The sequence below is a fragment of the Pseudomonas sp. SWRI77 genome (genome assembly GCF_014269105.1).
Classification (GTDB): Bacteria; Pseudomonadota; Gammaproteobacteria; order Pseudomonadales; family Pseudomonadaceae; genus Aquipseudomonas; species Aquipseudomonas capeferrum.
The window spans coordinates 182,888-205,622 of record NZ_JABWRV010000001.1 but is presented as its reverse complement, the minus strand read 5'-3'; the positions used below and the strand labels follow the sequence as shown (position 1 = coordinate 205,622).

At 63.4% G+C, this 22,735-nt stretch carries 23 protein-coding genes; 14 read left to right on the top strand and 9 right to left on the bottom strand.

The window, feature by feature from the left end; translation table 11 throughout:
• The 12 genes from nadD (at nt 1) to HU766_RS00880 (ending at nt 11,168) form a co-directional block, all read left to right on the top strand.
• The gene (gene nadD / locus HU766_RS00935) at nt 1-660 is read left to right on the top strand and encodes a nicotinate-nucleotide adenylyltransferase (protein ID WP_186652679.1); all 660 of its coding nucleotides are present in this window, start codon (nt 1-3) and stop codon (nt 658-660) included.
• Between the two features lie 42 nt (nt 661-702).
• Nucleotides 703-1,122, top strand: coding sequence for a ribosome silencing factor (rsfS, locus tag HU766_RS00930; RefSeq protein ID WP_186652677.1), 420 nt, complete (start codon nt 703-705; stop codon nt 1,120-1,122).
• Nucleotides 1,123-1,131: 9 nt separating this feature from the next.
• Nucleotides 1,132-1,599 carry a 23S rRNA (pseudouridine(1915)-N(3))-methyltransferase RlmH gene (rlmH, locus tag HU766_RS00925; RefSeq protein ID WP_023382530.1) on the top strand — a complete coding sequence of 156 codons (468 nt, stop codon included), beginning with the start codon at nt 1,132-1,134 and terminating at the stop codon, nt 1,597-1,599.
• A gap of 16 nt (nt 1,600-1,615) precedes the next feature.
• Nucleotides 1,616-3,505, top strand: coding sequence for a penicillin-binding protein 2 (gene mrdA, locus HU766_RS00920; RefSeq protein ID WP_186652670.1), 1,890 nt, complete (start codon nt 1,616-1,618; stop codon nt 3,503-3,505).
• 38 nt (nt 3,506-3,543) lie between these two features.
• Nucleotides 3,544-4,647 (top strand): rod shape-determining protein RodA, encoded by a 1,104-nt coding sequence (rodA, locus tag HU766_RS00915; protein ID WP_050506153.1) that lies wholly within the window; start codon nt 3,544-3,546, stop codon nt 4,645-4,647.
• A gap of 17 nt (nt 4,648-4,664) precedes the next feature.
• Nucleotides 4,665-5,675 (top strand): lytic murein transglycosylase B, encoded by a 1,011-nt coding sequence (gene mltB, locus HU766_RS00910; protein WP_033701719.1) that lies wholly within the window; start codon nt 4,665-4,667, stop codon nt 5,673-5,675.
• Nucleotides 5,675-6,676 carry a septal ring lytic transglycosylase RlpA family protein gene (locus tag HU766_RS00905; protein WP_186652668.1) on the top strand — a complete coding sequence of 334 codons (1,002 nt, stop codon included), beginning with the start codon at nt 5,675-5,677 and terminating at the stop codon, nt 6,674-6,676. The genes mltB and HU766_RS00905 overlap by 1 nt, the downstream gene beginning before the upstream one ends.
• Before the next feature lie 240 nt (nt 6,677-6,916).
• The gene (locus HU766_RS00900) at nt 6,917-8,077 is read left to right on the top strand and encodes a D-alanyl-D-alanine carboxypeptidase family protein (protein WP_033701717.1); all 1,161 of its coding nucleotides are present in this window, start codon (nt 6,917-6,919) and stop codon (nt 8,075-8,077) included.
• 75 nt (nt 8,078-8,152) lie between these two features.
• Nucleotides 8,153-8,428, top strand: a complete 276-nt coding sequence (locus HU766_RS00895) for a DUF493 domain-containing protein (RefSeq protein ID WP_033701716.1) — start codon at nt 8,153-8,155, stop codon at nt 8,426-8,428.
• Nucleotides 8,428-9,075: a lipoyl(octanoyl) transferase LipB gene (gene lipB, locus HU766_RS00890; RefSeq protein ID WP_033701715.1), complete on the top strand. Its 648-nt coding sequence runs from the start codon at nt 8,428-8,430 to the stop codon at nt 9,073-9,075. Before HU766_RS00895 ends, lipB begins: the two co-directional genes overlap by 1 nt.
• A gap of 2 nt (nt 9,076-9,077) precedes the next feature.
• Nucleotides 9,078-10,094 (top strand): lipoyl synthase, encoded by a 1,017-nt coding sequence (gene lipA / locus HU766_RS00885; RefSeq protein WP_033701714.1) that lies wholly within the window; start codon nt 9,078-9,080, stop codon nt 10,092-10,094.
• A gap of 135 nt (nt 10,095-10,229) precedes the next feature.
• Nucleotides 10,230-11,168 carry an LD-carboxypeptidase gene (locus HU766_RS00880; protein ID WP_186652666.1) on the top strand — a complete coding sequence of 313 codons (939 nt, stop codon included), beginning with the start codon at nt 10,230-10,232 and terminating at the stop codon, nt 11,166-11,168.
• 27 nt (nt 11,169-11,195) lie between these two features.
• Here the strand turns inward: HU766_RS00880 and HU766_RS00875 are convergent, their stop codons facing one another.
• The 5 genes from HU766_RS00875 to leuS all read right to left on the bottom strand — a co-directional run bounded on the left by HU766_RS00875 (nt 11,196) and on the right by leuS (nt 17,229).
• Entirely contained in the window at nt 11,196-12,512 is a 1,317-nt protein-coding gene (locus HU766_RS00875) for a lytic murein transglycosylase (protein ID WP_186652664.1), read from the bottom strand.
• Between the two features lie 60 nt (nt 12,513-12,572).
• Nucleotides 12,573-12,737, bottom strand: coding sequence for an alternative ribosome rescue factor ArfA (gene arfA, locus HU766_RS00870; RefSeq protein WP_016501800.1), 165 nt, complete (start codon nt 12,735-12,737; stop codon nt 12,573-12,575).
• A 144-nt stretch (nt 12,738-12,881) separates the two neighbouring features.
• Nucleotides 12,882-13,919, bottom strand: a complete 1,038-nt coding sequence (holA, locus tag HU766_RS00865) for a DNA polymerase III subunit delta (RefSeq protein WP_033701710.1) — start codon at nt 13,917-13,919, stop codon at nt 12,882-12,884.
• 37 nt (nt 13,920-13,956) lie between these two features.
• Nucleotides 13,957-14,562, bottom strand: a complete 606-nt coding sequence (gene lptE, locus HU766_RS00860; protein ID WP_033701709.1) for an LPS assembly lipoprotein LptE — start codon at nt 14,560-14,562, stop codon at nt 13,957-13,959.
• Between the two features lie 60 nt (nt 14,563-14,622).
• Nucleotides 14,623-17,229, bottom strand: a complete 2,607-nt coding sequence (leuS, locus tag HU766_RS00855; RefSeq protein ID WP_033701708.1) for a leucine--tRNA ligase — start codon at nt 17,227-17,229, stop codon at nt 14,623-14,625.
• Nucleotides 17,230-17,456: 227 nt separating this feature from the next.
• Here leuS and HU766_RS00850 point away from each other — a divergent pair, with 227 nt between their 5' ends.
• Nucleotides 17,457-17,771: a hypothetical protein gene (locus HU766_RS00850; RefSeq protein WP_047582388.1), complete on the top strand. Its 315-nt coding sequence runs from the start codon at nt 17,457-17,459 to the stop codon at nt 17,769-17,771.
• 132 nt (nt 17,772-17,903) lie between these two features.
• On the top strand, nt 17,904-18,665 hold the full coding sequence (locus tag HU766_RS00845) for a YdcF family protein (protein ID WP_186652662.1): 762 nt from the start codon (nt 17,904-17,906) through the stop codon (nt 18,663-18,665).
• 165 nt (nt 18,666-18,830) lie between these two features.
• On the opposite strand, the gene lnt is transcribed toward HU766_RS00845, so the two are convergent.
• From lnt to HU766_RS00825, 4 genes are read right to left on the bottom strand one after another with little or no spacing between them, the layout of a single operon-like run.
• Complete coding sequence (gene lnt, locus HU766_RS00840; RefSeq protein WP_186652660.1) at nt 18,831-20,348, bottom strand: apolipoprotein N-acyltransferase; 1,518 nt, start codon at nt 20,346-20,348, stop codon at nt 18,831-18,833.
• A gap of 8 nt (nt 20,349-20,356) precedes the next feature.
• Nucleotides 20,357-21,196, bottom strand: a complete 840-nt coding sequence (locus tag HU766_RS00835; RefSeq protein ID WP_033701704.1) for an HlyC/CorC family transporter — start codon at nt 21,194-21,196, stop codon at nt 20,357-20,359.
• A gap of 26 nt (nt 21,197-21,222) precedes the next feature.
• Nucleotides 21,223-21,696 (bottom strand): rRNA maturation RNase YbeY, encoded by a 474-nt coding sequence (gene ybeY / locus HU766_RS00830; protein WP_047582393.1) that lies wholly within the window; start codon nt 21,694-21,696, stop codon nt 21,223-21,225.
• Nucleotides 21,689-22,687, bottom strand: a complete 999-nt coding sequence (locus tag HU766_RS00825) for a PhoH family protein (protein ID WP_033701701.1) — start codon at nt 22,685-22,687, stop codon at nt 21,689-21,691. The genes ybeY and HU766_RS00825 overlap by 8 nt, the downstream gene beginning before the upstream one ends.
• Nucleotides 22,688-22,735 lie beyond the last annotated feature (48 nt).

The following is a 22,735-nucleotide window of genomic DNA, read 5'->3' as shown; positions in this document are numbered from 1 at the left end:
TTGAGCAAGGCCCAGGCAGTCCGGCGCATCGGCATTCTAGGCGGCACCTTCGACCCCGCGCACATCGGCCACTTGCGCAGCGCGCTGGAAGTGGCCGAGCTCATGGCGTTGGACGAGTTGCGCCTGCTGCCCAACGCCCGGCCGCCGCACCGCGACACGCCGCAAGTGGCCGCGCAGGATCGCCTGGCGATGGTGCAAAGTGCCGTGCAGGGTGTCGAGCGCCTGAGTGTCGACGCCCGCGAGCTCGCGCGCGACAAGCCGTCGTACACCATCGACACACTGGAGTCGATCCGCGCCGAACTGGGCATGCACGACCAGTTGTTCCTGGTGCTGGGCTGGGATGCCTTTTGTGGCTTGCCAGGCTGGCACCGCTGGGAAGAACTGCTGCAACACTGTCACATCCTGGTGCTGCAACGCCCGGATGCCGACGTAGAACCCCCTGACGAGCTGCGCAACCTGCTGGCTGCGCGCTCCGAGAGCGATCCCACCGCCATGTCCGGCCCGGCGGGAAATATTTCGTTCGTCTGGCAGACCCCGCTTGCGGTGTCGGCTACACAGATCCGACAGCTGCTGGCCAGCGGCAAGTCGGTGAGGTTCCTGGTGCCGGACGCCGTACTGGCCTACATCGAGGCGCACGAACTGTATCGTGTGCCTAACTGACGGTGCTCCGGCACCTCATCCAACAAGTTGAACGAGTTTTATATGAACAAGCAGAAAATTCACGGCGAAGCACTGGTCCAGCTGACCATTACCGCGCTGGAAGACGTCAAGGCCCAGGACATCCAGGTCATCGACGTCAGCGAAAAACACAGCCTGACCGATTACATGATCATTGCCACCGGTACCTCCAACCGCCAGATCAGTGCGATGCTGGAAAAGGTCCGCGAAGCGGTCAAGAGTAAGGGCGTTCAGCCGCTGGGCGAAGAAGGCAAGGGCGACAGCGACTGGGTGCTGCTCGACCTGAACGATGTCATTGTGCACATGATGACTGCCGCTGCCCGCCAGTTCTACGACCTGGAGCGCCTGTGGAAGGGTGCTGAGCTGAGCCGTGCTGCCGATGGCAAGCACCACAACCCGGAGCACGCCCACGAGTACTCCGACAAGCTCAAAGACCGGGAATAAGGAAACGTCGTGCGTCTGCGCCTGATCGCGGTCGGCTCGCGCATGCCCAAGTGGGTCGAGGACGGTTGGCATGAATATGCCAAGCGCCTGCCCCCGGAGCTGTCGCTCGAGCTGGTGGAAATCCCGCTGAATACCCGTGGCAAGAATGCCGACGTCGCTCGCCTGATCCGTCAGGAGGGCGAGGCCATGCTGAGCAAGGTGCAGCCTGGGGAACGCATCGTTACCCTGGAGGTCCATGGCAAGCCTTGGAGCACCGAGCAACTGGCGACCGAGCTGGACCGCTGGCGCCTGGATGCGCGCACGGTGAATTTGATGGTTGGCGGCCCCGAAGGGCTGGCGCCTGAGGTCTGCGCGCGCGCCGAGCAACGCTGGTCGCTGTCGCCGCTGACGTTGCCGCACCCGTTGGTAAGGATACTCATCGGCGAGCAGATCTACCGCGCCTGGACCGTGTTGTCCGGGCACCCTTACCACAAATGAGCCTGTAAGCAGTCCGATGTCGCAGCCGATCCGTCTCAAGGACCACGAGAAAGACGCCCGCCTGGTGCGTAACCGCGTCGTGGTCGGCGCGGTGGCGATCATGCTGCTTATCTGCGTCTTGATCGCGCGGCTGTATTACCTGCAGATCATCCAGTACGACTACCACTCGACGCTGTCGGAGAACAACCGGGTGCATGTGCAGCCGATCCCGCCGACCCGCGGGCTGATCTTCGACCGTAACGGGGTGATCATCGCCGATAACCGGCCCAGCTTCAGCCTGTCCATGACCCGTGAACGCGCAGGGGACTGGCAGGTGGTGCTGGACAACATCGTCGAAGTGCTGGAGCTGACAGCGGACGACCGCGCCCTCTTCGAAAAACGCATGCGCCAAGGCCGCCGGCCGTTCGAGCCGGTGCCCATCCTGTTCGAGCTCAACGAAGAGCAGATTGCCCGTGTGGCAGTGAACCAGTTCCGCCTGCCGGGCGTGGAAGTGGTCGCGCAGTTGGTGCGGCACTATCCGCAGGGTGCGCACTTCGCGCACTCGGTGGGGTATGTCGGGCGCATCAACGAGAAAGAGCTGAAAACCCTGGACCCGGTGAATTACAGCGGCACGCACCATATCGGCAAGACCGGTATCGAGCGCTTCTACGAAGATGCCCTGCACGGCCAGGTCGGTTACGAAGAGGTCGAGACCAATGCCCGCGGCCGGGTACTCCGGGTGCTCAAGCGTACCGACCCGAAGCCGGGCAAGGACATCGTCCTGAGCCTGGACATCAAGCTGCAGGAAGCCGCCGAGGCGGCCCTGGGTGGCCGGCGCGGCGCAGTAGTTGCGCTCGAACCGCGCACGGGTGAGGTGCTGGCAATGGTCAGCCAGCCGAGCTTCGACCCCAACCTGTTTGTCACCGGCATCAGCTTCAAGGCCTATGCCGAACTGCGTGATTCGATCGACCGGCCGCTGTTCAACCGCGTGTTGCGCGGGCTGTACCCGCCCGGCTCGACCATCAAGCCGGCGGTGGCCATCGCCGGCCTGGACAGTGGCGTTGTCAATGCCGGCAGTCGGGTGTTCGACCCAGGCTATTACCAACTGCCCAACTACGATCACAAGTACCGTAACTGGAACCGTTCTGGCGATGGCTGGGTCGACCTGGATACCGCGATCATGCGCTCCAACGACACCTACTTCTACGACCTTGCCCACAAGATGGGCATCGACCGCCTGTCCACCTACATGAACAAGTTCGGCATTGGCCAGAAAGTGTCCCTCGACATGTTCGAAGAGTCCTCCGGGCTCATGCCGTCGCGTGAATGGAAACGCGCCACCCGCCGCCAGGCCTGGTTCCCCGGCGAAACCCTGATTCTCGGTATCGGCCAGGGCTACATGCAGGCCACGCCGCTGCAGCTTGCCCAGGCCACCGCGTTGATCGCCAACAAAGGCGTGTGGAACCGCCCGCACCTGGCCAAGACCATCGAAGGCCAGCCACCGGTGGACGACAACCCCATGGAAAACATCATCCTGCGGGACAAGTCCGACTGGGCCAAGGTTACCCATGGCATGGAGCAGGTGATGCATGGCGCACGGGGTACCGCGCGCAAGGCTGCGGTCGGCGCCCAGTACCGTATCGCCGGCAAGAGCGGTACCGCCCAGGTGGTGGCGATCAAGCAAGGCGAAAAATACGACCGCAACAAACTTCAGGAACGCCACCGCGACCACGCCCTGTTCGTCGCCTTTGCACCGGCCGATGACCCGAAGATCGTGATTTCGGTGATGGTCGAGAACGGTGAGTCAGGCTCTGGCGTCGCCGCACCGGTGGTGCGTCAGATCATGGACGCCTGGTTGCTCGACGAGCACGGCCGGCTCAAGACCGAGTTCGCTCCCGCCACCGTTACTCAGGAATCGGCCCTGTGATGAACAATTTCGATCGCATGCTCTCCAGCGAGGATGTGATGCGTCGGCGCGCCAGTTTTCTGCAGCGCATTCATATCGACGGACCGTTACTGGTCATTTTGCTGGCCCTCGCGGCCGGCAGCCTGTTCGTGCTCTATTCGGCCAGTGGCAAGAACTGGGACCTGCTGCTCAAGCAGGCCACCTCGTTCGGCATCGGCCTGGTGTCGATGTTCGTCATCGCCCAGCTGGAGCCGCGTTTCATGGCGCGCTGGGTGCCGTTGGCGTACCTGACGGGGGTGCTGTTGCTGGTGGTCGTGGACGTCATGGGCCACAACGCAATGGGCGCGACGCGCTGGATCAACATCCCGGGGGTGATCCGCTTCCAGCCCTCGGAGTTCATGAAGATCATCATGCCGGCGACCATCGCCTGGTACCTGTCCAAGCGCACCTTGCCGCCGCACCTCAAGCATGTGGCGATCAGCCTGGTGCTGATCGGCGTGCCGTTCATTCTGATCGTCCGCCAGCCTGACCTGGGCACGGCGCTGCTGATTCTCGCCTCCGGTGCCTTCGTGCTGTTCATGGGGGGGCTGCGCTGGCGCTGGATCGTCAGCGTGGTGGCCGCCGCGGTGCCAGTGGCGGTGGCCATGTGGTTCTTCGTCATGCACGACTACCAGAAGCAGCGCGTGCTGACCTTCCTCGACCCGGAAAGCGACCCGCTGGGCACCGGCTGGAACATCATCCAGTCCAAGGCCGCGATCGGCTCGGGCGGCGTCTTTGGCAAGGGCTGGCTGCTGGGCACCCAGTCGCACTTGGACTTTTTGCCCGAGAGCCACACCGACTTCATCATTGCGGTGCTGGGTGAGGAGTTCGGCCTGGTCGGCATCTGCCTGCTGCTGATCGTCTACCTGCTGCTGATCGGCCGCGGGCTGATGATCACGGCCCAGGCGCAGACCCTGTTCGGCAAGCTGCTGGCGGGCAGCCTGACGATGACTTTCTTTGTATACGTGTTCGTCAATATCGGTATGGTCAGCGGCCTTCTGCCCGTGGTGGGCGTGCCGCTGCCCTTCATCAGCTATGGCGGAACTTCGTTGGTGACGCTGCTGTCAGCGTTTGGCGTTCTGATGTCGATCCATACGCACCGCAAATGGATCGCACAGGTTTGAATAAGGTGAAGAATTTAATGCAAGCAGTGCGTAACTGGGCTGCCCGTTGTACGCCGTGGATCGGTGCGGTGGGCCTGTTCGGCGCTGTCCAGCTGGCCCATGCGGGCGACTACGATGGCTCGCCCCAGGTGGCCGAGTTCGTTGGCGAAATGGCCCGTGACTATGGCTTTGCCAGTGAGCAGTTGACCGGCGTGTTCCGCGAAGTGCAGCGTAAGCAGTCGATCCTCGATGCCATCTCGCGGCCGGCCGAACGGGTCAAACCGTGGAAGGACTACCGGCCGATGTTCATCACCGACGCGCGCATCGCCCGTGGTGTGGACTTCTGGCGCCAGCACGAAGCGGTGCTGGCCCGTGCCGAGCAGGAATACGGGGTGCCGGCGCAAGTCATCGTCTCGATCATCGGCGTAGAGACCTTCTTTGGCCGCAATACCGGCAATTACCGGGTGATCGACGCCCTGTCGACGCTGGGCTTCGACTACCCGCCGCGGGCCGAATTCTTCCGCAAGGAGTTGCGCGAGTTCCTGCTGCTGGCCCGCGAAGAGCAGCTTGACCCGCTCACGCTCAAGGGTTCCTACGCCGGTGCCATGGGCCTGCCGCAGTTCATGCCGAGCAGTTTCCGCAACTATGCCGTGGACTTCGACGGCGATGGTCACATCAATATCTGGAACAACCCGGACGATGCCATCGGCAGTGTCGCCAGCTACTTCAAGCGCCATGGCTGGGTGGCCGGCGAGGGCGTGGTCAGTCGTGCCATGGTGCAGGGCGAGCGTGCCGACGAAGGCCTGACCACCGGTATCGAGCCGGTGAAGACGGTCGGGGAGTTGCGGGCGCTGGGCTGGTCAAGTCATGATGCGCTGCGCGATGATCTGCCGGTTACCGCCTTCCGCCTGGAGGGCGAAAACGGCCCCGAGTACTGGATGGGCCTGAAGAACTTCTACGCGATCACTCGCTACAACCGCAGCGTGATGTATGCCATGGCGGTGCATCAGCTTTCGGAACAGCTGGTCCAAGCACGGGGCGTCAAGTAATGCGCGCAATGATCTCTACCAACGCTTTCAAGCTGCTGACCTGCCTCGCCGTCGGCGTGGCCCTGGCCAGCTGTTCTTCCAGCCGCCCGACCCCGCAAAGCAGCGGTAACACCGTGCGCACGCAGCCCGGGCTGGACATCAACCGTGCCCACAAGGACGGTGCGCCGTGGTGGGACGTGGATGTGAACAAGATCCCCGACGCCACGCCGACGGTGCACACCGGCAACTACAAGGCCAACCCGTACACGGTGCTGGGCAAGACCTACTACCCGATGCAGGAATCGCGCAACTACCGCGCCGAGGGTACCGCGTCGTGGTATGGCACCAAGTTCCACGGGCAGAACACCGCCAACGGCGAGCTCTATGACCTGTACGGCATGAGCGCCGCGCACAAGACCTTGCCGCTGCCGGCCTATGTGCGGGTGACCAACCTGGCCAACGGCCGCAGCGTGGTCCTGCGGGTCAACGACCGTGGCCCGTTCTATTCCGACCGCATCATCGACTTGTCGTACGCAGCGGCGAAAAAGCTCGGCTACGCCGAAATCGGCACCGCGCATGTGCGCGTCGAAGGCATCGACCCGCAACAATGGTGGGCCCAGCGTGGCCAACAGCCACCGTTGGTGCTGAAGGAGCCTCAGGTCGCGCAGACCCAGTCGATCCCGGCCAGCACCGGCCGCGTCGAGCAGTGGACCCCGCCACCGCAGCAGCACGCGGCGCCTGTCGTGCCCGTGCAAGTCGGCGGCAACAATGTGCCGGCGGGCAACGGCGGCAGCTTCCTGCAGGTGGGCGCCTTCGCCAACCCGGACGCCGCCGAGTTGCTGCGTTCTAAGCTGAGCACCATGGTCAGCGCACCGGTGTTCATCAGCTCCATCGTGCGTAACCAGCAGACGCTGCACCGCGTGCGTCTGGGGCCGATCGGCAGCCAAGGTGAGATCCAGCAGGCGCAAGACAGCATTCGCCTGGCGAACTTGGGGCAGGCCAAGCTGGTCACAGCTGACTGACCGAGTCGGCTTCTTCGCGGGTAAACCCAAGCGGTTTACCCGCGAAGCGGGCTACACCAAACTGTCGGTTTTGTCATGAATTGCCGGGCGCGCGCATGTACAATGGCCGTTTTTGCCCGCAGCGACATAAAGCCGCACTTCGTGGGCACGGCCCAAGGCCTTAAAACTAGACTGACTGGCGCTGGGTACACGACGTGGCCCAGGGAACATCTCAGACCATTAGCGATTTTCGAGAGACGGATGAACATCACCAACCTTGCCAAACGACTTTGCCTGCCCGTACTGCTGATGATCACGCCTGCTGCTTTCGCGGCAGAGCAAATGATGCCGGCACCACCGCAACTGGCAGCCAAGTCCTACGTACTCATGGACGCGTCCAGCGGCAACGTGCTGGTCGAGAACAACGGTGACGAACGCCTGCCACCGGCCAGCCTGACCAAGCTGATGACCGCCTACATCGCCACCCTGGACATTCGCCGTGGCCAGATCGGTGAAAACGATCCGGTTACCGTTAGCGAAAACGCCTGGCGTACCGGCGGTTCGCGCATGTTCATCAAGGTCGGCAGCCAGGTCACGGTCAGCGACCTGCTGCACGGCATCATCATCCAGTCGGGTAACGATGCTTCGGTCGCCCTGGCCGAGCACATCGCCGGCAGCGAAGACGCCTTCGCCGACATGATGAACAAGACAGCCGCCGACCTCGGCATGTCCAACAGCCACTTCATGAACCCGACCGGCCTGCCGAACACGGAGCACTACTCCTCGGCGCATGACATGGCCCTGCTGGCGCGTGCGATCATCGACGTCGACCCGGCCCACTATGCGATCTACTCGCAGAAAGAGTTCTTCTGGAACAACATCAAGCAGCCCAACCGCAACCTGCTGCTGTGGCGCGACAAGACCGTCGATGGCCTGAAGACCGGCCACACCGACGAAGCCGGTTACTGCATGGTGGCTTCGGCCGTACGTGACGGCCAGCGCCTGATCGCCGTGGTGTTCGGCACCAACAGCGAGCAGTCCCGTGCCGCCGAAACCCAGAAGCTGCTGACCTACGGCTTCCGCTTCTTCGAAACCCAGACCTTCTACCAGAAGGGCACCGAGCTGACCCAGGCCCCGGTCTGGAAGGGCGCCACCAGCCAAGTCAAGGCGGGCCTGGCCAACGACCTGACCATGACTATGCCTAAAGGCCAATTGAAGCGCTTGCAAGCTTCGATGACCATGAACCCGCAGCTCACCGCGCCGATCGCCAAAGGTGACGTGATCGGCAAAGTGGAAGTCAAACTGGACGAGAACGTGGTTCACAGCGCCGACCTGATCGCCCTCGATGGCGTCGAGGAAGGTGGTTTCTTCCGCCGTATGTGGGATAGCATCCGTCTATTCTTCTACGGGTTGTTCAACTGATAACGTGACCTGCCACGCTCCCGCTGTTCATGCGGGAGCGTTGTTGTTGCCACGGCTTACGAGGCCGTTTCCGCCATGAGCGAACCTGACGTCAAGTCGCACAAGATCGAATTCCCCTGCGCCGATTACCCGATCAAGGTGATCGGTGACACCGTGGTCAATTTCAAGGACACGGTCATCGAGATCTTGAAGAAATATGCTGAGGTCGACATGCAGACCTTGGCCGAGCGCCAGAGCAAGGAAGGCAAGTACACCACGGTGCAACTGCACATCGTTGCCACCAGCGAGGATCAGTTGCACGATATCAATAGCGCCCTGCGTGCTACCGGCATCGTGAAAATGGTGCTCTGATGTCCGCCTGTCTCGGTTTTCGCGATCTCGGCCTGCAGCCCTATGAACCGGTGCTGGAAGCCATGCGTCGCTTTACCGAGCAGCGTGGGCCCGACAGCCAGGACGAAATCTGGCTGGTCGAACACCCTTCGGTCTTTACCCAGGGCCAGGCTGGCAAGGCCGAGCACCTGCTGATCCCGGGCGATATCCCGGTGGTACAGACCGACCGCGGTGGCCAGGTGACCTATCACGGCCCCGGGCAGTTGGTGGCTTACCTGCTGCTGGATGTACGGCGGCTGGGGTTTGGTGTACGTGAGCTGGTCAGCCGCATCGAGCAGGCGCTGATCGACCTGCTTGCCAGTTACGATGTCCAGGCCGCGGCCAAGCCCGACGCCCCGGGTGTCTATGTCGATGGAGCGAAGATCGCCTCCCTCGGCCTGCGAATCCGCAATGGCCGTTCTTTCCACGGCCTTGCCCTGAACGTGGACATGGACCTTGCGCCATTCCGCCGAATCAACCCCTGCGGCTATGCGGGGCTGGCCATGACCCAGCTACGCGATCAGGCAGGCCCGATCGAACTCAACGAGGTCAGGACAAGGCTGCGCGGACAGCTGGTCAAGCACCTCGACTACGCTGAGCAGACGACCCTCACGGGCGGAATCGACTGAATATGACAACTGTGCAAGAAGCCGTGCCGAACCTGATACCTACCCTGGATGCCACCCCGCGCACTGCGCCGAAGAAGGTGGAAGCTGGGGTCAAACTGCGTGGCGCCGACAAGGTGGCGCGCATCCCGGTGAAGATCATCCCCACCGATGAGCTGCCGAAGAAGCCTGACTGGATCCGTGTGCGCATCCCGGTTTCGCCCGAGGTAGACCGCATCAAGCAACTGCTGCGCAAGCACAAGCTGCACAGCGTCTGCGAAGAGGCCTCCTGCCCGAACCTGGGCGAGTGCTTCTCTGGCGGTACCGCGACCTTCATGATCATGGGTGACATCTGCACCCGTCGTTGCCCATTCTGCGACGTTGGCCACGGCCGACCGAAGGCACTGGACGTCGATGAGCCGAAAAACCTCGCGGTCGCCATCGCCGACCTGCGCCTGAAGTACGTGGTGATCACCTCGGTGGACCGCGACGACCTGCGTGACGGTGGTGCCCAACACTTCGCCGACTGCATTCGCGAGATCCGCGCCTTGTCGCCGGGCGTGCAGCTGGAAACGTTGGTCCCGGACTACCGTGGCCGTATGGATGTCGCCCTGCAGATCACCGCGCAAGAGCCGCCGGATGTGTTCAACCACAACCTGGAAACCGTACCGCGCCTTTACAAGGCAGCGCGTCCCGGTTCGGACTACGACTGGTCGCTGGACCTGCTGCAGAAGTTCAAGCAGATGGTGCCGCACGTGCCGACCAAATCGGGCCTGATGCTCGGCCTGGGCGAGACCGACGAAGAAGTCATCGAAGTGATGCAGCGCATGCGCGAGCATGAGATCGACATGCTGACCCTCGGCCAGTACCTGCAGCCCTCGCGCAGCCACTTGCCGGTGCAGCGTTTCGTGCACCCCGACACCTTCGCCTGGTTCGCCGAGGAAGGCTACAAGATGGGCTTCAAGAACGTCGCCTCCGGCCCGCTGGTGCGTTCTTCGTACCATGCCGACCAGCAGGCTCACGAAGCCAAGATCAAGCTCTGAGCCTGGTCTGAGCCACACATGCCGATGCGCGCCGAAAGGCGGCATCGGCATTTTTGTTTAGGCTTTTTTCCTACTGTGTTGGAAAGCCTTGCGTATTTAGATTTGGGCGGCCCTATACCTGCAAGGAGTTGCACGATGTACTGCACTGAACGCACTGAGTCACGCCTGCCTGTTGCACTGCCAGGCAATGCCTGCTTTGCCATCGTCGCCCCGGCCGGTCCGGCACGGCTGGATGCGCAAAAGGCCAGCCAATGGTTTGCCGGGCGTGGCTACCGTTGCCGTATCTACCCGGGTGTGGAAGAGGCCCAGGGTTACCTCGCAGGTACTGATCAGCAAAGGCTGCAGGACCTTCACGATGCCTTCGCCGATCCAGCCATCGATGCGATTGTGTGCATGCGCGGGGGTTACGGCAGCATGCGTTTGCTCGATAGGCTCGATTTTGAGCTCATTCGCCGTAATCCCAAGCCGCTGATCGGCTACAGCGACATCACCGCGCTGCACACGGCCATCTACCGCAAGACCGGGTTGATTACCTTCCATGGGGCGATGCTCAATGCCGACCTGCTAGGCGCCAAGCAGCAACCGACCGAGTCGTCGCTGGTGGCCCAGTTGATGGGGCAGGTAGGGGCGGGGGATGCGATCGCTCATCCGGCAGACTTTGCCCTGAGCTGCGTGGTGCCGGGTGTTGCCAGCGGGCGTTTGTTGGGCGGCAACCTGTCGATGCTGGGTGCGACCCTGGGCACTGTGGCCCAGATCGATACCCAGGGCTGCATCTTGTTCATCGAAGACGTCAACGAGCCGCTGTTTCGCGTCGACCGTTTGCTGACCCAGTTACGCCTGGCGGGCAAGTTTGCGGGGGTGAAGGGGGTGCTGGTGGGGGATTTCGCCGGTATTACCGTGGCGGCTATGACGCCGTTGCTGCAGGACATTTTCGGGCCGCTGGGTGTGCCGGTGCTGGCCGGGTGGCGCAGTGGGCACTGTGACCCGAATGTGTGCTTGCCGTTGGGAGCCGAGGTGGTGCTGGACAGCGAGAAGATGAGCCTGGTGTTGCAGCAGGATCTGTTCAGGGCTTGATGGGGCTGCGCCGCAGCCCCAACTGCCTCAACGCTGACGCAAGCGCTCAAGCAGCTTGTGCGTCGGATACCCATCCGCCGGCCAACCCAACCCCTGCTGGGCGGTGCGAATGGCCTTGCGGGTATTGGCGCCAATGATGCCGTCGGCATTGCCCGCGTCATGCCCGCTGGCATTGAGCAGGTGCTGCAGCTCCATGCGTTCGCTGCGGCTCAGGGGCAGGTCCTCTTTCGGCCAGCTGCCGGCAATGAACCCCCAGCCTGAGAACCGATCACCCAACAGGCTCACTGCCAGGGCATAGGACGATGAGTTGTTGTACTTGAGGATCGCGCGGAAGTTGTCCAGTACCAGGAACGCCGGACCGCGAGCGCCCGCAGGCAGCAGCAGGGCGGCGGACAGCTGATTGCTGTTGGCGGGCAGTTGGGTGCCGGCTGGCAGTGTCACGCCCAGTTGCAGCCACTCGCTCACCGGCTTGCGCAGCGAACCATCGGCCAGCCAGAAGTCGAAACCTGCCGGCACCTGCACTTCAAAGCCCCAGGGTTGGCCACGCTTCCAGCCGGAGCTTTGCAGGTAGTGCGCGGTCGAGGCCAGGGCGTCCGGGGTGCTGTTCCAGATGTCCCGGCGGCCATCGCCGTCGAAATCCACCGCATGGGTGTTGTAGGTAGTCGGAATGAACTGGGTCTGGCCCATTGCACCGGCCCACGAACCGCGCATGGCCTCCGGCTGGATGTCACCGTTCTGCAGGATCTGCAGGGCGGCAATCAGTTGGTCCTGGGCGAACTGCGGGCGGCGGCCTTCGTAGGCCAGGGTCGCCAGCGAGCGAATGACCGACTTGCTGCCCTGGAACTGGCCGAAGTTGCTTTCCATGCCCCAGACCGAAACCAGCACCTGGCGATCCACGCCATAGCGCTGTTCGAGGCGGGTCAGCAGCTCTGCATTCTGCTCCAGCAGTTTCTTGCCGTTGCGCACACGCAGTGGCGACAGGGCGCCTTCAAGGTACTCCCACACCGGCCGGCTGAACTCAGGCTGGCTGCGGTCGGCCTTGATCACGTCCAGGTCGGGGGTAACACCGAGGAATGCACGGTCGAAGGTGTTCGGCGAAATACCGGCCTGCAGCGCTTGTTGGCGGAAGCCAGCCTGCCATTGCGCGAAGGTTTGCAGGGGTTGGATCTCAGTGCTGGCGTCGGGCGTTGCACCGGGCAGGTTCACCACTGGAGCGGGCTGGGCAGGGGCCAGCGGCAAGGCATCGGCGGCGGTGGGTTTTTCCGCGCAGGCGACGAGCAGGATGAAGCTGGAGGCCGCGATCAGCTGGCGGGATTTCCAACGGGGGAGAAGACTGAAGAGCATGCACAGATCCAGAATTTCAGGTCAGGTGCCGACCATACCATGCCTGCGCTTTCGATGCTTTCATGCGGCCAAAAAGTAAGAAGCCTCCCAATCTCTCGATTGGAAGGCTTCGCGGCGGTAGCTGCCTTTGCCCTTGTCTGGTTGTTCCTGTCGGCAGCGGAACAAGGGCTGGGCGACGATCGACTTGGCCTTGTTGGGGCCGTGCTTTTTCGGCTTTTTGCTCATGGTGCAGGTTCCCGATGGGTGGCTTTCGGGGCGCACTGTAGGCCCCAGGGCTACTACGGGCCAATTGATTGTGTTTATGGGTGGCAGTACGCGACGCTCGTAGGAGCGGCCTTGCGTCGCGAAAGGCGTGCGCAGCGCGCCCGGCTATTGCGAAGGAAGCGCCAATCGCTGCCCCGCCATCAACAACGAAAGCCGCGCCAGCCCGGTCCAAGGCGACCCCTCGGCCTGCCCCTTGATCTGCGCATCGATACGTTGGGCATCCTGCAACAGCTGGGCCCAACGCTGCGCGGAAAGGCGCTGCAGTGCTTTGCTGACCAGCGGGCGGCGTTTATCCCACACCGGTGGTCGTGCTTGGCTGAAGGCTTTGTCCAGCGGTACGCCCTGGCTGAACTGCTGAGCCAGCCCGGCCAGTTGCCGCAGCTCGCGGGCCAGTGCCCACAGAATCACCGGTGGCTCCACGCCTTCACCGCGCAGCCCTTCGAGCATGCGCAGGGCATGCGCGGCTTCGCCATTGAGAATGGCATCGACCAGCCCGAAGACATCGAAGCGGGCGCTGTCGGCGACTGCCGACTGCACGGTCTCCACGGTGATCTGGTTACCCTCGGCCAGCAGCTTGAGCTTTTCGATTTCCTGGGCGGCGGCCAGCAAGTTGCCTTCGACGCGTGCGGCAATCAGGTCGACCGCATCACGCTGCGCCGAAAGGCCCGCCTGTGACAGCCGCTGGTTGATCCACTGGGGTAGCTGGTGGGCATCTACCGGCCAGATCTGGATGAACTGGCAGTGGGCGCCTTCGATCAGGGCCTTGCCCCATTTGGTCTTCTGCGCGCTGCCGTCGAGCTTGGGCAGGCTGATCAGCAGCAGCGTGTCCTCGGCCGGGTTGGCGCAGTACTCCATTAACGCGGCGGCGCCCTTGTCCCCGGGTTTGCCAGAGGGCAGGCGCAGCTCCAGCAGGCGGCGCTGGGCGAACAGGGAAAGGCTGGCACCGGCCTGAAGCAGTGTGCCCCAGTCGAAATTGGCGTCGGCGCTGAACACCTGGCGTTCGTCGAAACCCTGCTGGCGTGCGGCGCCACGGATGGCGTCGGCGGCTTCCTGGCACAGCAACGGGTCGTCGCCACTGACCACGTAGACCGGTGCCAGGGCGCCTTGCAGGTGCTTGTTGAGTTGGGCGGGGGCGAGTTTCATTGGAAACAGGCGGGGCACCGGGGTGCCCCGCGCGGGCTCAGTTGCCCGGAACTTCCAGTGGCGACTGCTGCGGCGTTTCAGCCTGCTGGCTGCGGGCCGCTTCCAGCGCGTCGGCTTCGGCCTTGGCGCGTTCGTCGGCTTTGACCTGCAGCTCGTCCAGTTGGGCCGGGGTCAGCATTTGCAGGCGTACAACCATGGCGTTGACCAGGTCGCGGCGCATTTCTTCACGTGCCCGATTGGCTTCCTGCTCGGAACCGGTGATGTTGGAGGCGTCACGCACGTAGATCTTGCGCACTTCCAGCTTGTCGCTGAGCAGTTCCAGGTTGTTCAGGCCCTGGATGCTGTAGTTCAGCACCGTGGTCAGCTCGTACTCGGCCGAGCGGCTGCCACCGCTGTAGGTTGCGGCGCGCTGGTTTTCCTGCTCGTTGGTCAGGACCAGGCGGTACGGTGCGCCGGCGTGCACGTTGACGCCGCTGCGCTCCAGCACCTGGCGCAGTTCGGTCACGGTTTCGCCATAGGCATTACGTGCACTGACGTCCATCTCCTTGACACTCAGCTCGGTAGAGCCAGTGCCGCGCAGCTGGAAACCGCAGGCGCTGAGCAAAACGGCCAGGCCGATTACCAGCAGATTGCGTTTGATCATGTTGTTGCTCCCTCTTGGGCCTGTACCGCCCGCCCGCAGTGGCTGCGGGCGGGCGTGCCATCAATTGGCGACGATGTTGACCAGCTTGCCCGGCACCACGATGACCTTGCGGATGGTCAGGCCATCGATGAAGCGCAGGACATTCTCGTTGCTGCGGGCGGCGGCTTCGATTTCCTCGCGGCTGGCGGCGGCCGGCATTTCGACCTGGCCACGCAGCTTGCCGTTGACCTGTACCACCAGGACGATGCTGTCCTGCACCAGCGCGCTCTCGTCGACCGCTGGCCAGCCAGCATCGATGACCGCCTGGTCGTGGCCCAGCGCCTTCCACAGCTCGTGGGAGATGTGCGGGGTGATCGGTGCCAGCAGCAGCGTCACGGCTTCCAGGCCTTCCTGCAGCAGGGCGCGGTCCTGTTCGGTGGCTTGCGGGGCCTTTTCCAGCACGTTCATCACGGTCATCACCTGGGCGATGGCGGTGTTGAACTTGTGGTACTGGCCCACGTCGGTGCTGGCCTGCTTGATGGCGGCATGGATGGCGCGACGGATGGTTTTTTGCGCGTCGTCCAGCGCGGCGACATCCAGCGTGCCCGGCAGGCCCTGGTTGACGTGGCCCTGGGCCAGGCGCCAGACACGGCGCAGGAAGCGGCTTGCACCTTCGACGCCGGAGTCGGACCACTCCAGGCTCATGTCAGGTGGCGAGGCGAACATCATGAACAGGCGGCAAGTGTCGGCGCCGTAGGCTTCGATCATTGATTGCGGGTCGACGCCGTTGTTCTTCGACTTCGACATCTTCTCGGTGCCGCCGATTTCCACCGGCAGGCCGTCGGTCTTCAGGCGCGCACCAATGATCTTGGCCTTGGCGTCACGCTCGATTTCGACGTCGGCCGGGTTGAACCAGTCCTTGCCACCGTTGCTGGCGACGCGGTAGTAAGTCTCGGCGACCACCATGCCTTGGGTCAGCAGGTTCTTGAACGGCTCGTTCGACGTGACCAGGCCTTCGTCACGCATCAGCTTGTGGAAGAAGCGCGCGTACAGCAGGTGCAGGATCGCGTGCTCGATGCCGCCGATGTACTGGTCGACCGGCAGCCAGTGGTTGGCCGCTTTCGGGTCGACCAGGCCCTGATCGTAGTTTGGCGAGGCGTAGCGGGCGAAGTACCAGGACGACTCGACGAAGGTGTCCATGGTGTCGGTTTCGCGCTTGGCCGCAGTGCCGCATTTCGGGCAGGTGCATTCGTAGAATTCTGGCAGGCGCGCCAGTGGCGAGCCGGCGCCGTCCGGTACCACGTTCTCCGGCAGGGTGACCGGCAGCTGGTCTTCCGGTACCGGCACGTCGCCGCAGGACGGGCAGTGGATGATCGGGATCGGGCAGCCCCAGTAGCGCTGACGGCTGATGCCCCAGTCGCGCAGGCGGAACTGGGTACGCGACTTGCCGAGGTCCTTGCGGATCAGGGCGGCCTCGATGGCGTCGAAGGCGCCGGCGAAGTCCAGGCCGTCGAACTCGCCGGAGTTGATCAGCTGGCCATGCTCGCCATAGGCGGCCAGCCACTCGTTGCCGACGTCATCGCCAGCGCTGGTGCGCACCACGGCCTTGACCGGCAGGTTGTACTTGTGGGCGAACTCGAAGTCGCGCTCGTCGTGGGCCGGCACGGCCATCACCGCGCCATCGCCGTAATGCATCAATACGTAGTTGGCGACCCACACCGGCAGCTTCTCGCCGGTCAGCGGGTGGTCGACGAACAGGGAAGTGGGCATGCCCTTCTTCTCCTGGGTGGCCATGTCGGCCTCGGCGACGCTACCGCTCTTGCACGCGTCGATGAACGCCTGCAGCGCCGGGTTGCCCTGGGCGGCCTGGGTGGCCAGCGGGTGTTCGGCGGCGACTGCGACGTAGGTGGCGCCCATCAGTGTGTCGGGGCGGGTGGTGAAGACCTTGAGGGTGCCTTCGTGGCCGATGCTGGCCTGGTCGAACGGGAACTGCACTTCCATGCCGCGCGACTTGCCGATCCAGTTGCGCTGCATGGTCTTGACCTGTTCAGGCCAGCCCGGCAACTCGTCGAGGCTTTCCAGCAGCTCGTCTGCATAGTCGGTGATGCGGAAGTAGTACATCGGGATTTCGCGCTTTTCGATCAGCGCGCCCGAACGCCAGCCGCGGCCGTCGATGACCTGCTCGTTGGCGAGCACGGTCTGGTCGGCCGGGTCCCAGTTGACGGTACCGTTCTTGCGGTAGATGACGCCCTTTTCGAACAGGCGGGTGAACAGCCACTGTTCCCAGCGGTAGTAGTCCGGCTTGCAGGTGGTGACTTCACGTGCCCAGTCGATGGCCAGGCCCAGGCTCTTGAGCTGGGTCTTCATGTAGTCGATGTTTTCGTAGGTCCACTTGGCCGGGGCGACGTTGTTTTTCATCGCCGCGTTTTCCGCGGGCATGCCGAAGGCGTCCCAGCCCATCGGCTGCAGGACGTTTTTGCCCAGCATGCGCTGGTAGCGGGCAATCACGTCACCGATGGTGTAGTTGCGCACGTGGCCCATGTGTAGCTTGCCGCTCGGGTACGGGAACATCGATAGGCAATAGTAAGTGTCTTTGCCTGGCTGTTCGGTAACAGCGAACGATTGTTGCTCGTCCCAGAAGTTCTGGGCGGCGGCTTCGATATCACGGGGCGTGTATTGTTCGTGCATGGCTACTTTTGGCTGAGAGAGAAGAGACCTTGTTCCAGGCAGCGGAACCTCGCTGCAACCGGTACTCCGGTGTCGTTTAGAGTGAACGCCGTAGCATACAGCAGCGCCGCGCATCGTGGGAAACCTTGATTGCTAATGGCCGCTGGTCGCGGCAAACGGCTGCTTTTTAGAGTGACGCTAAGCTCAGATGTGGGGGGAGATATTCTGACCTTCAATGAGGTGAACGGATGGGAGAGACGCAGCTACCCGCAATCAAACCGGAGCTTTACGAACGCCTGATCGACCGCCTTGGCCTGGCGCTGGAAGTTGCCAGGACATCGGTAAGATTGCGCGACGAGATGCCAGCCGAGCTGGAGTTGCGTGGCCTTAGCCACGCAGAGTTCGAAGTGATCAAGGCGTACCTGGACACCCTCCCGGAGCGCCAAAATGCCTGTGCCGGCAGTTACCCGCAAGCGGAGCCGACATCGGCCAAGATCATCTGGCTCAAGGACAAGAAACGCCCCGCCAGCACGGCGAGATCCAGGACGCTGCCACATCGTTAGCCGTTCAGGACGCCAGCCGCATGCCATCGCGCGCCGGTTCTTCAATACACTTCTCACGATCGTCGCCGGCCGCACACTTGTTGCCCGGCGTCGATCCTCTTAGGCTGCACGCCTTCCATGGAGGTGTGGCCGATGCCGATCCGATTCTTCATCAAACAATGGCTGATGCCGCCTGGCGTCCTCTTGCTGCTGCTGTTGGCGGCGTGGTGGCTGCGCAAGCGGCGCCCACGGCTGGCCGGGCTGTGCTTCGCCGTGGGCCTTGGCAGTTTGTGGCTGATGAGCCTGCCGCTTGCCGTGCAGGAATCGGCGCGCCTGCTGGAGACCGAGCCGCCGCTGGCGGTCAGCGAATGGGCGGGCCTTGCGGGCAGGGCGGATGCCATTGTCGTGCTGGGCGCAGGGCGCGAGCGCGGTGACCCGGCCTGGGGTGGCGATGACCAGCCCACTGCAACGGCCCTTGAGCGCATGCGCTTTGCCGCACGGTTGGCCAAGGCCTCGGGTTTGCCGGTGCTGACCAGTGGTGGCTTGCACTATGGCACGCCGCCCAGTGAAGCGCGGTTGATGGCCGATCGCTTGCGTGAGGATTTTGCGGTTGAGGTGAAATGGCAAGAGCAGGCCAGCCGCACCACCTGGGAAAATGCCCGGTTCACGGCGGACATGCTGCAGCCGCTGGGTATTCGCCGGGTGGTCGTGGTGACGCAGGCCTGGCATATGCAGCGTTCGCGCTGGAGCTTCGAGCAGGCAGGGTTCGACGTGGTGCCGGCGCCGATGGGCTTCCTCGGGCGCGAGCATGCCCGCCCGTTTGCCGGGTTGCTGCCGGAAAGCCGGGCGATGTGGCAGAGCGGGCAGTTGCTTAATGAAGCGGTGGGGTTGGTGGGGTATCGGTTGTTCTACTGATCTCGGAGGTGCTCGGTCTTTGTAGGAGCGGCCTTGCGTCGCGAAAGGGGTGCGCAGCAGCCCCAGCGATCTTCTTTGCGCCACAGAACCTGGGGCCGCTACGCAGCCCTTTCGCGACGCAAGGCCGCTCCTACAAGACTGCGCCGGTCATTAAGGAGGGCGCAGTCAAACAGTCTTGGCAATCCGCCCTGCCAGCAACGCCCACCCGAGCAACAGCACACAGACAATCGCCAACGGCCACGAACGCCACTGCAGATAAGGCGTCAGCTGCTGCATCGGCACCACCTCGCCATACAGCACCGCCGGCTGGAACTGCGGGATCTGCGTGGTAATGCGCCCAAACGGGTCGATCAGCGCGGTCACACCGTTGTTGGTGGCGCGGATCATCCAGCGGCCGGCTTCCAGTGCGCGCATCTGTGCCATCTGCAGGTGCTGCAGCGGGCCGATCGAGGTGCCGAACCAGGTGTCGTTGCTGATCGTCAGCAGCAGGTCGCTGCGCGCTGCCAGGCTGGCGGCAAACTCGGGGTAGACCACTTCATAGCAGATGTACGGTGCGACCTGATAACCCTTGGCCTGCAGCAACGGCTGGTCTTCCGGGCCCCGGGCGAAGTCCGACATGGGCAGGTTGAAGAACTCGATCACGCCGCGCAGCATGTCCTGCAAGGGCACGTACTCGCCGAAGGGCACCAGCTTCTGCTTGAGGTAGGTGCCGTCACCTTCGCCGGTTACGGTAATGCCGTTGTAGTAGCGGCGCTGGTGGTGCACCACCTCACGCACCGGCACGCCGGTGATCAGCGCCGAATGGCGCTCGGCGGCAAAGCGCCCCATCACGTCGATGTAGCCCTGGGCCTGGTCCTTGAGCACCGGTACCGCAGTTTCGGGCCAGATCAGCAGGTCTACCGGCTTTGAGGTGAAGCTCATGTCACGGTACAGCGCCAGCTGGGCGTCGATGTGGGCCGGGTCCCACTTCAGGTCCTGCGCGACGTTGCCTTGGATGGCGGCCACCTTCAGCGGCTCGCCGGCAGGCTTGGTCCAGGCGTGGCCCTTGAGTGCCATGCCCAGTAGCCAGGGGGCCAGCAGCAGCACGCCGGCGACGGCCAGGAACGAGGGCCGGGCACGCAGGCGGGGCAAGTTGCACAGCAACGCGGCGCTAAGCGCCAGGGTGAACGAGATCAGCCATACACCCCCCAGCGGCGCAAGGCCCGCCAGCGGGCCGTCGAGCTGGCTGTAGCCGGCATAAAGCCAAGGGAAGCCGGTGAGGAACCAGCCGCGGAAGGCCTCCTGCAGCAGCCACAGGGCCGCGAAGCACAAGGCATCAGCCAGTGGCGCCTCATTGCGCCGCAGCCAGCGCGCCCACAGCCACGCGGGCAGGGCGAAGAACCAGGCCAGGGCGGCGAAGAACGCCAACAGCAGCAGGATCGCCAGCAGCGGCGAGGCGCCGCCGTAGGTGGTCATGCTGACGTAGATCCACCAGGTGCCGGCGCCGTACAGGCCGAAACCGAAGCACCAGCCACGGCCCATGGCCTGGCGCGGGCTGAGCTCGCGTAGGCCAAGGTAGAGCAGGGCGATGGACAAAAGGGCCAGCGGCCAGATGTCGAATGGCGCCAGGGCCAGGAGGGTGGAAGCGCCGGCCGCCATGGCCAGCAGGTTACCGGGCCAGCCGGGGCGGGTGATCCAACGCATGATTGTCCTTAGCGGGTGATCGGTGTCAGGCGCAGCAAGTGTACCCGCCGGCTGTCGGCATTGAGAATGCGGAACTTGTAGGCGCCGATCTCGGTGGTTTCGTTGCGCTTGGGCAGGTGCCCGAATGCGCTCATCACCAGGCCGCCAACGGTGTCGAATTCGTCATCGGAGAAGCTGCTGTCGAAGAACTCGTTGAAGTTCTCGATCGGCGTCAGTGCCTTGACCAGGAAGTCGCCGCTGGGCAGCGGCTTGATGTAGCTGTCTTCCTCGACGTCATGCTCGTCTTCGATGTCGCCGACGATCTGTTCCAGTACGTCTTCGATGGTCACCAGGCCCGCCACACCGCCGTATTCGTCGATGACCACGGCCATGTGGTTATGGTTGGCACGGAACTCGCGCAGCAGCACGTTCAGGCGCTTGGACTCGGGCACGAAGGTAGCCGGGCGCAGCAGGTCCTTGATGTTGAAACTGTCGCCGTTCTCCTTGAGGATCAGCGGCAGCAGGTCCTTGGCGAGCAGGATGCCCAGCACATCGTCGTGGCTTTCGCCGATCACCGGGTAGCGCGAGTGCGCGGCGTCGATCACCGCCGGCAGGAACTCGCGAGGCGACTGGCTGGCCTTGATGCTGATCATTTGCGAGCGCGGCACCATGATGTCGCGCACTTGCAGGTCAGCGACCTGGATGGCGCCTTCGACGATGGTCAGCGCTTCGCTGTCGAGCAGCTTGTTCTGATGGGCTTCGCGCAGCAGCTCAAGGAGCTCCTGGCGGTTTTTCGGCTCATGGGCAAAAGCCTGGGTCAGTTTACCCAACCAGGACTTTTGCCCGTTGCTCGATCGATCTTCGCTCATGGCGGTTACTCGTGATCCTTGCAGTGTCAGTGTGTGATTGAATCGGTTTCGTCGTCGGCATAGGGGTCCGGGTGGCCCAGTTCTGCCAGCAATTCTCGTTCCAGGGCTTCCATTTCCTCGGCTTCTTCATCGTCGATGTGGTCGTAACCGAGCAGATGCAGGCAGCCGTGTATTACCAAGTGCGCCCAATGCGCCTCCAGGGCCTTGCCCTGTTCGGCGGCTTCGCGCTCGACCACCGCCACGCAGATCACCAGGTCGCCCAGCAATGGGATATCGAGCAGGTCATCGGGCACGTCGGCGGGAAACGACAACACGTTGGTCGCGTAGTCCTTGTGCCGGTAGGTGTGGTTCAGCTCGCGGCCTTCGGTTTCATCGACCAGGCGAATGGTCATTTCCGAGTCGGCTGTGCGCTGGCGAAGGGCCAGCTCGCACCAGCGACGGAAGGCGGCATCATCAGGGGCGGCGGCGTCCGTGGCCCGTTGCAGGTCGAGTTCAAGCATCTTTGCCGGGTGCCTCTAGCTGGGCCTGACGGCCTTCGAAGCGGTCGTAGGCCTCGACGATGCGTTGCACCAGTGGGTGACGAACCACATCTTTGGGTTGGAAATGGGTAAAGCTGATACCCGGAACATCCCTGAGCACGTCGATCACATGCGCCAGGCCCGACTTGGTGCCACGCGGCAGGTCGACCTGGGTGATGTCACCGGTGATCACCGCAGTCGAGCCGAAGCCGATGCGGGTAAGGAACATCTTCATCTGCTCAAGCGTGGTGTTCTGGCTCTCGTCGAGGATGATGAAGCTGTTGTTCAGGGTGCGGCCACGCATGTAGGCCAGCGGGGCGATCTCGATCACTTGGCGCTCGATCAGCTTGGCCACGTGCTCGAAGCCCAGCATTTCGTAGAGCGCGTCATACAGCGGGCGCAGGTACGGGTCGATCTTCTGTGCCAGGTCGCCGGGCAGGAAGCCGAGCTTCTCGCCCGCCTCGACCGCCGGGCGCACCAGCAGGATGCGGCGCACCTGTTCGCGCTCCAAGGCATCCACGGCGCAGGCCACGGCCAGGTAAGTCTTGCCAGTACCGGCCGGGCCAACGCCGAAGTTGATGTCGTTGGCCAGGATTTCCTTGACGTAGCGCTGCTGGTTGACGCCGCGCGGGCGAATATTGCCCTTGCGCGTGCGCAACGAGACGCTGACCTCGTTGACCGCCGGGTTGTCGATGTTCTCGACGGTCGACTCCTGCAGGTACAGATGGACGGTTTCCGGCGACAGGTCAGTGGCCTTGGCCTCGCGATAGAGGCGGCGCAGCAGCTGTTCAGCAGCGGAAGTGGTCTTGGGCTCGCCGATCAGTTCGAACTGATTGCCGCGGTTGCGGATCTCGATGGCCAAGCGTTGTTCGATCAGGCGCAGGTGCTCGTCGAACTGGCCGCACAAGTTGGCGAAACGGTGGGCCTCGAAAGGTTCGAGGATGAAACGATGGGGTTCTATGGGTGCGTTCAAGGTCGTTTTTAGCCGCCCGACGGCAATGGATGTGAGCTCAAGAATAAC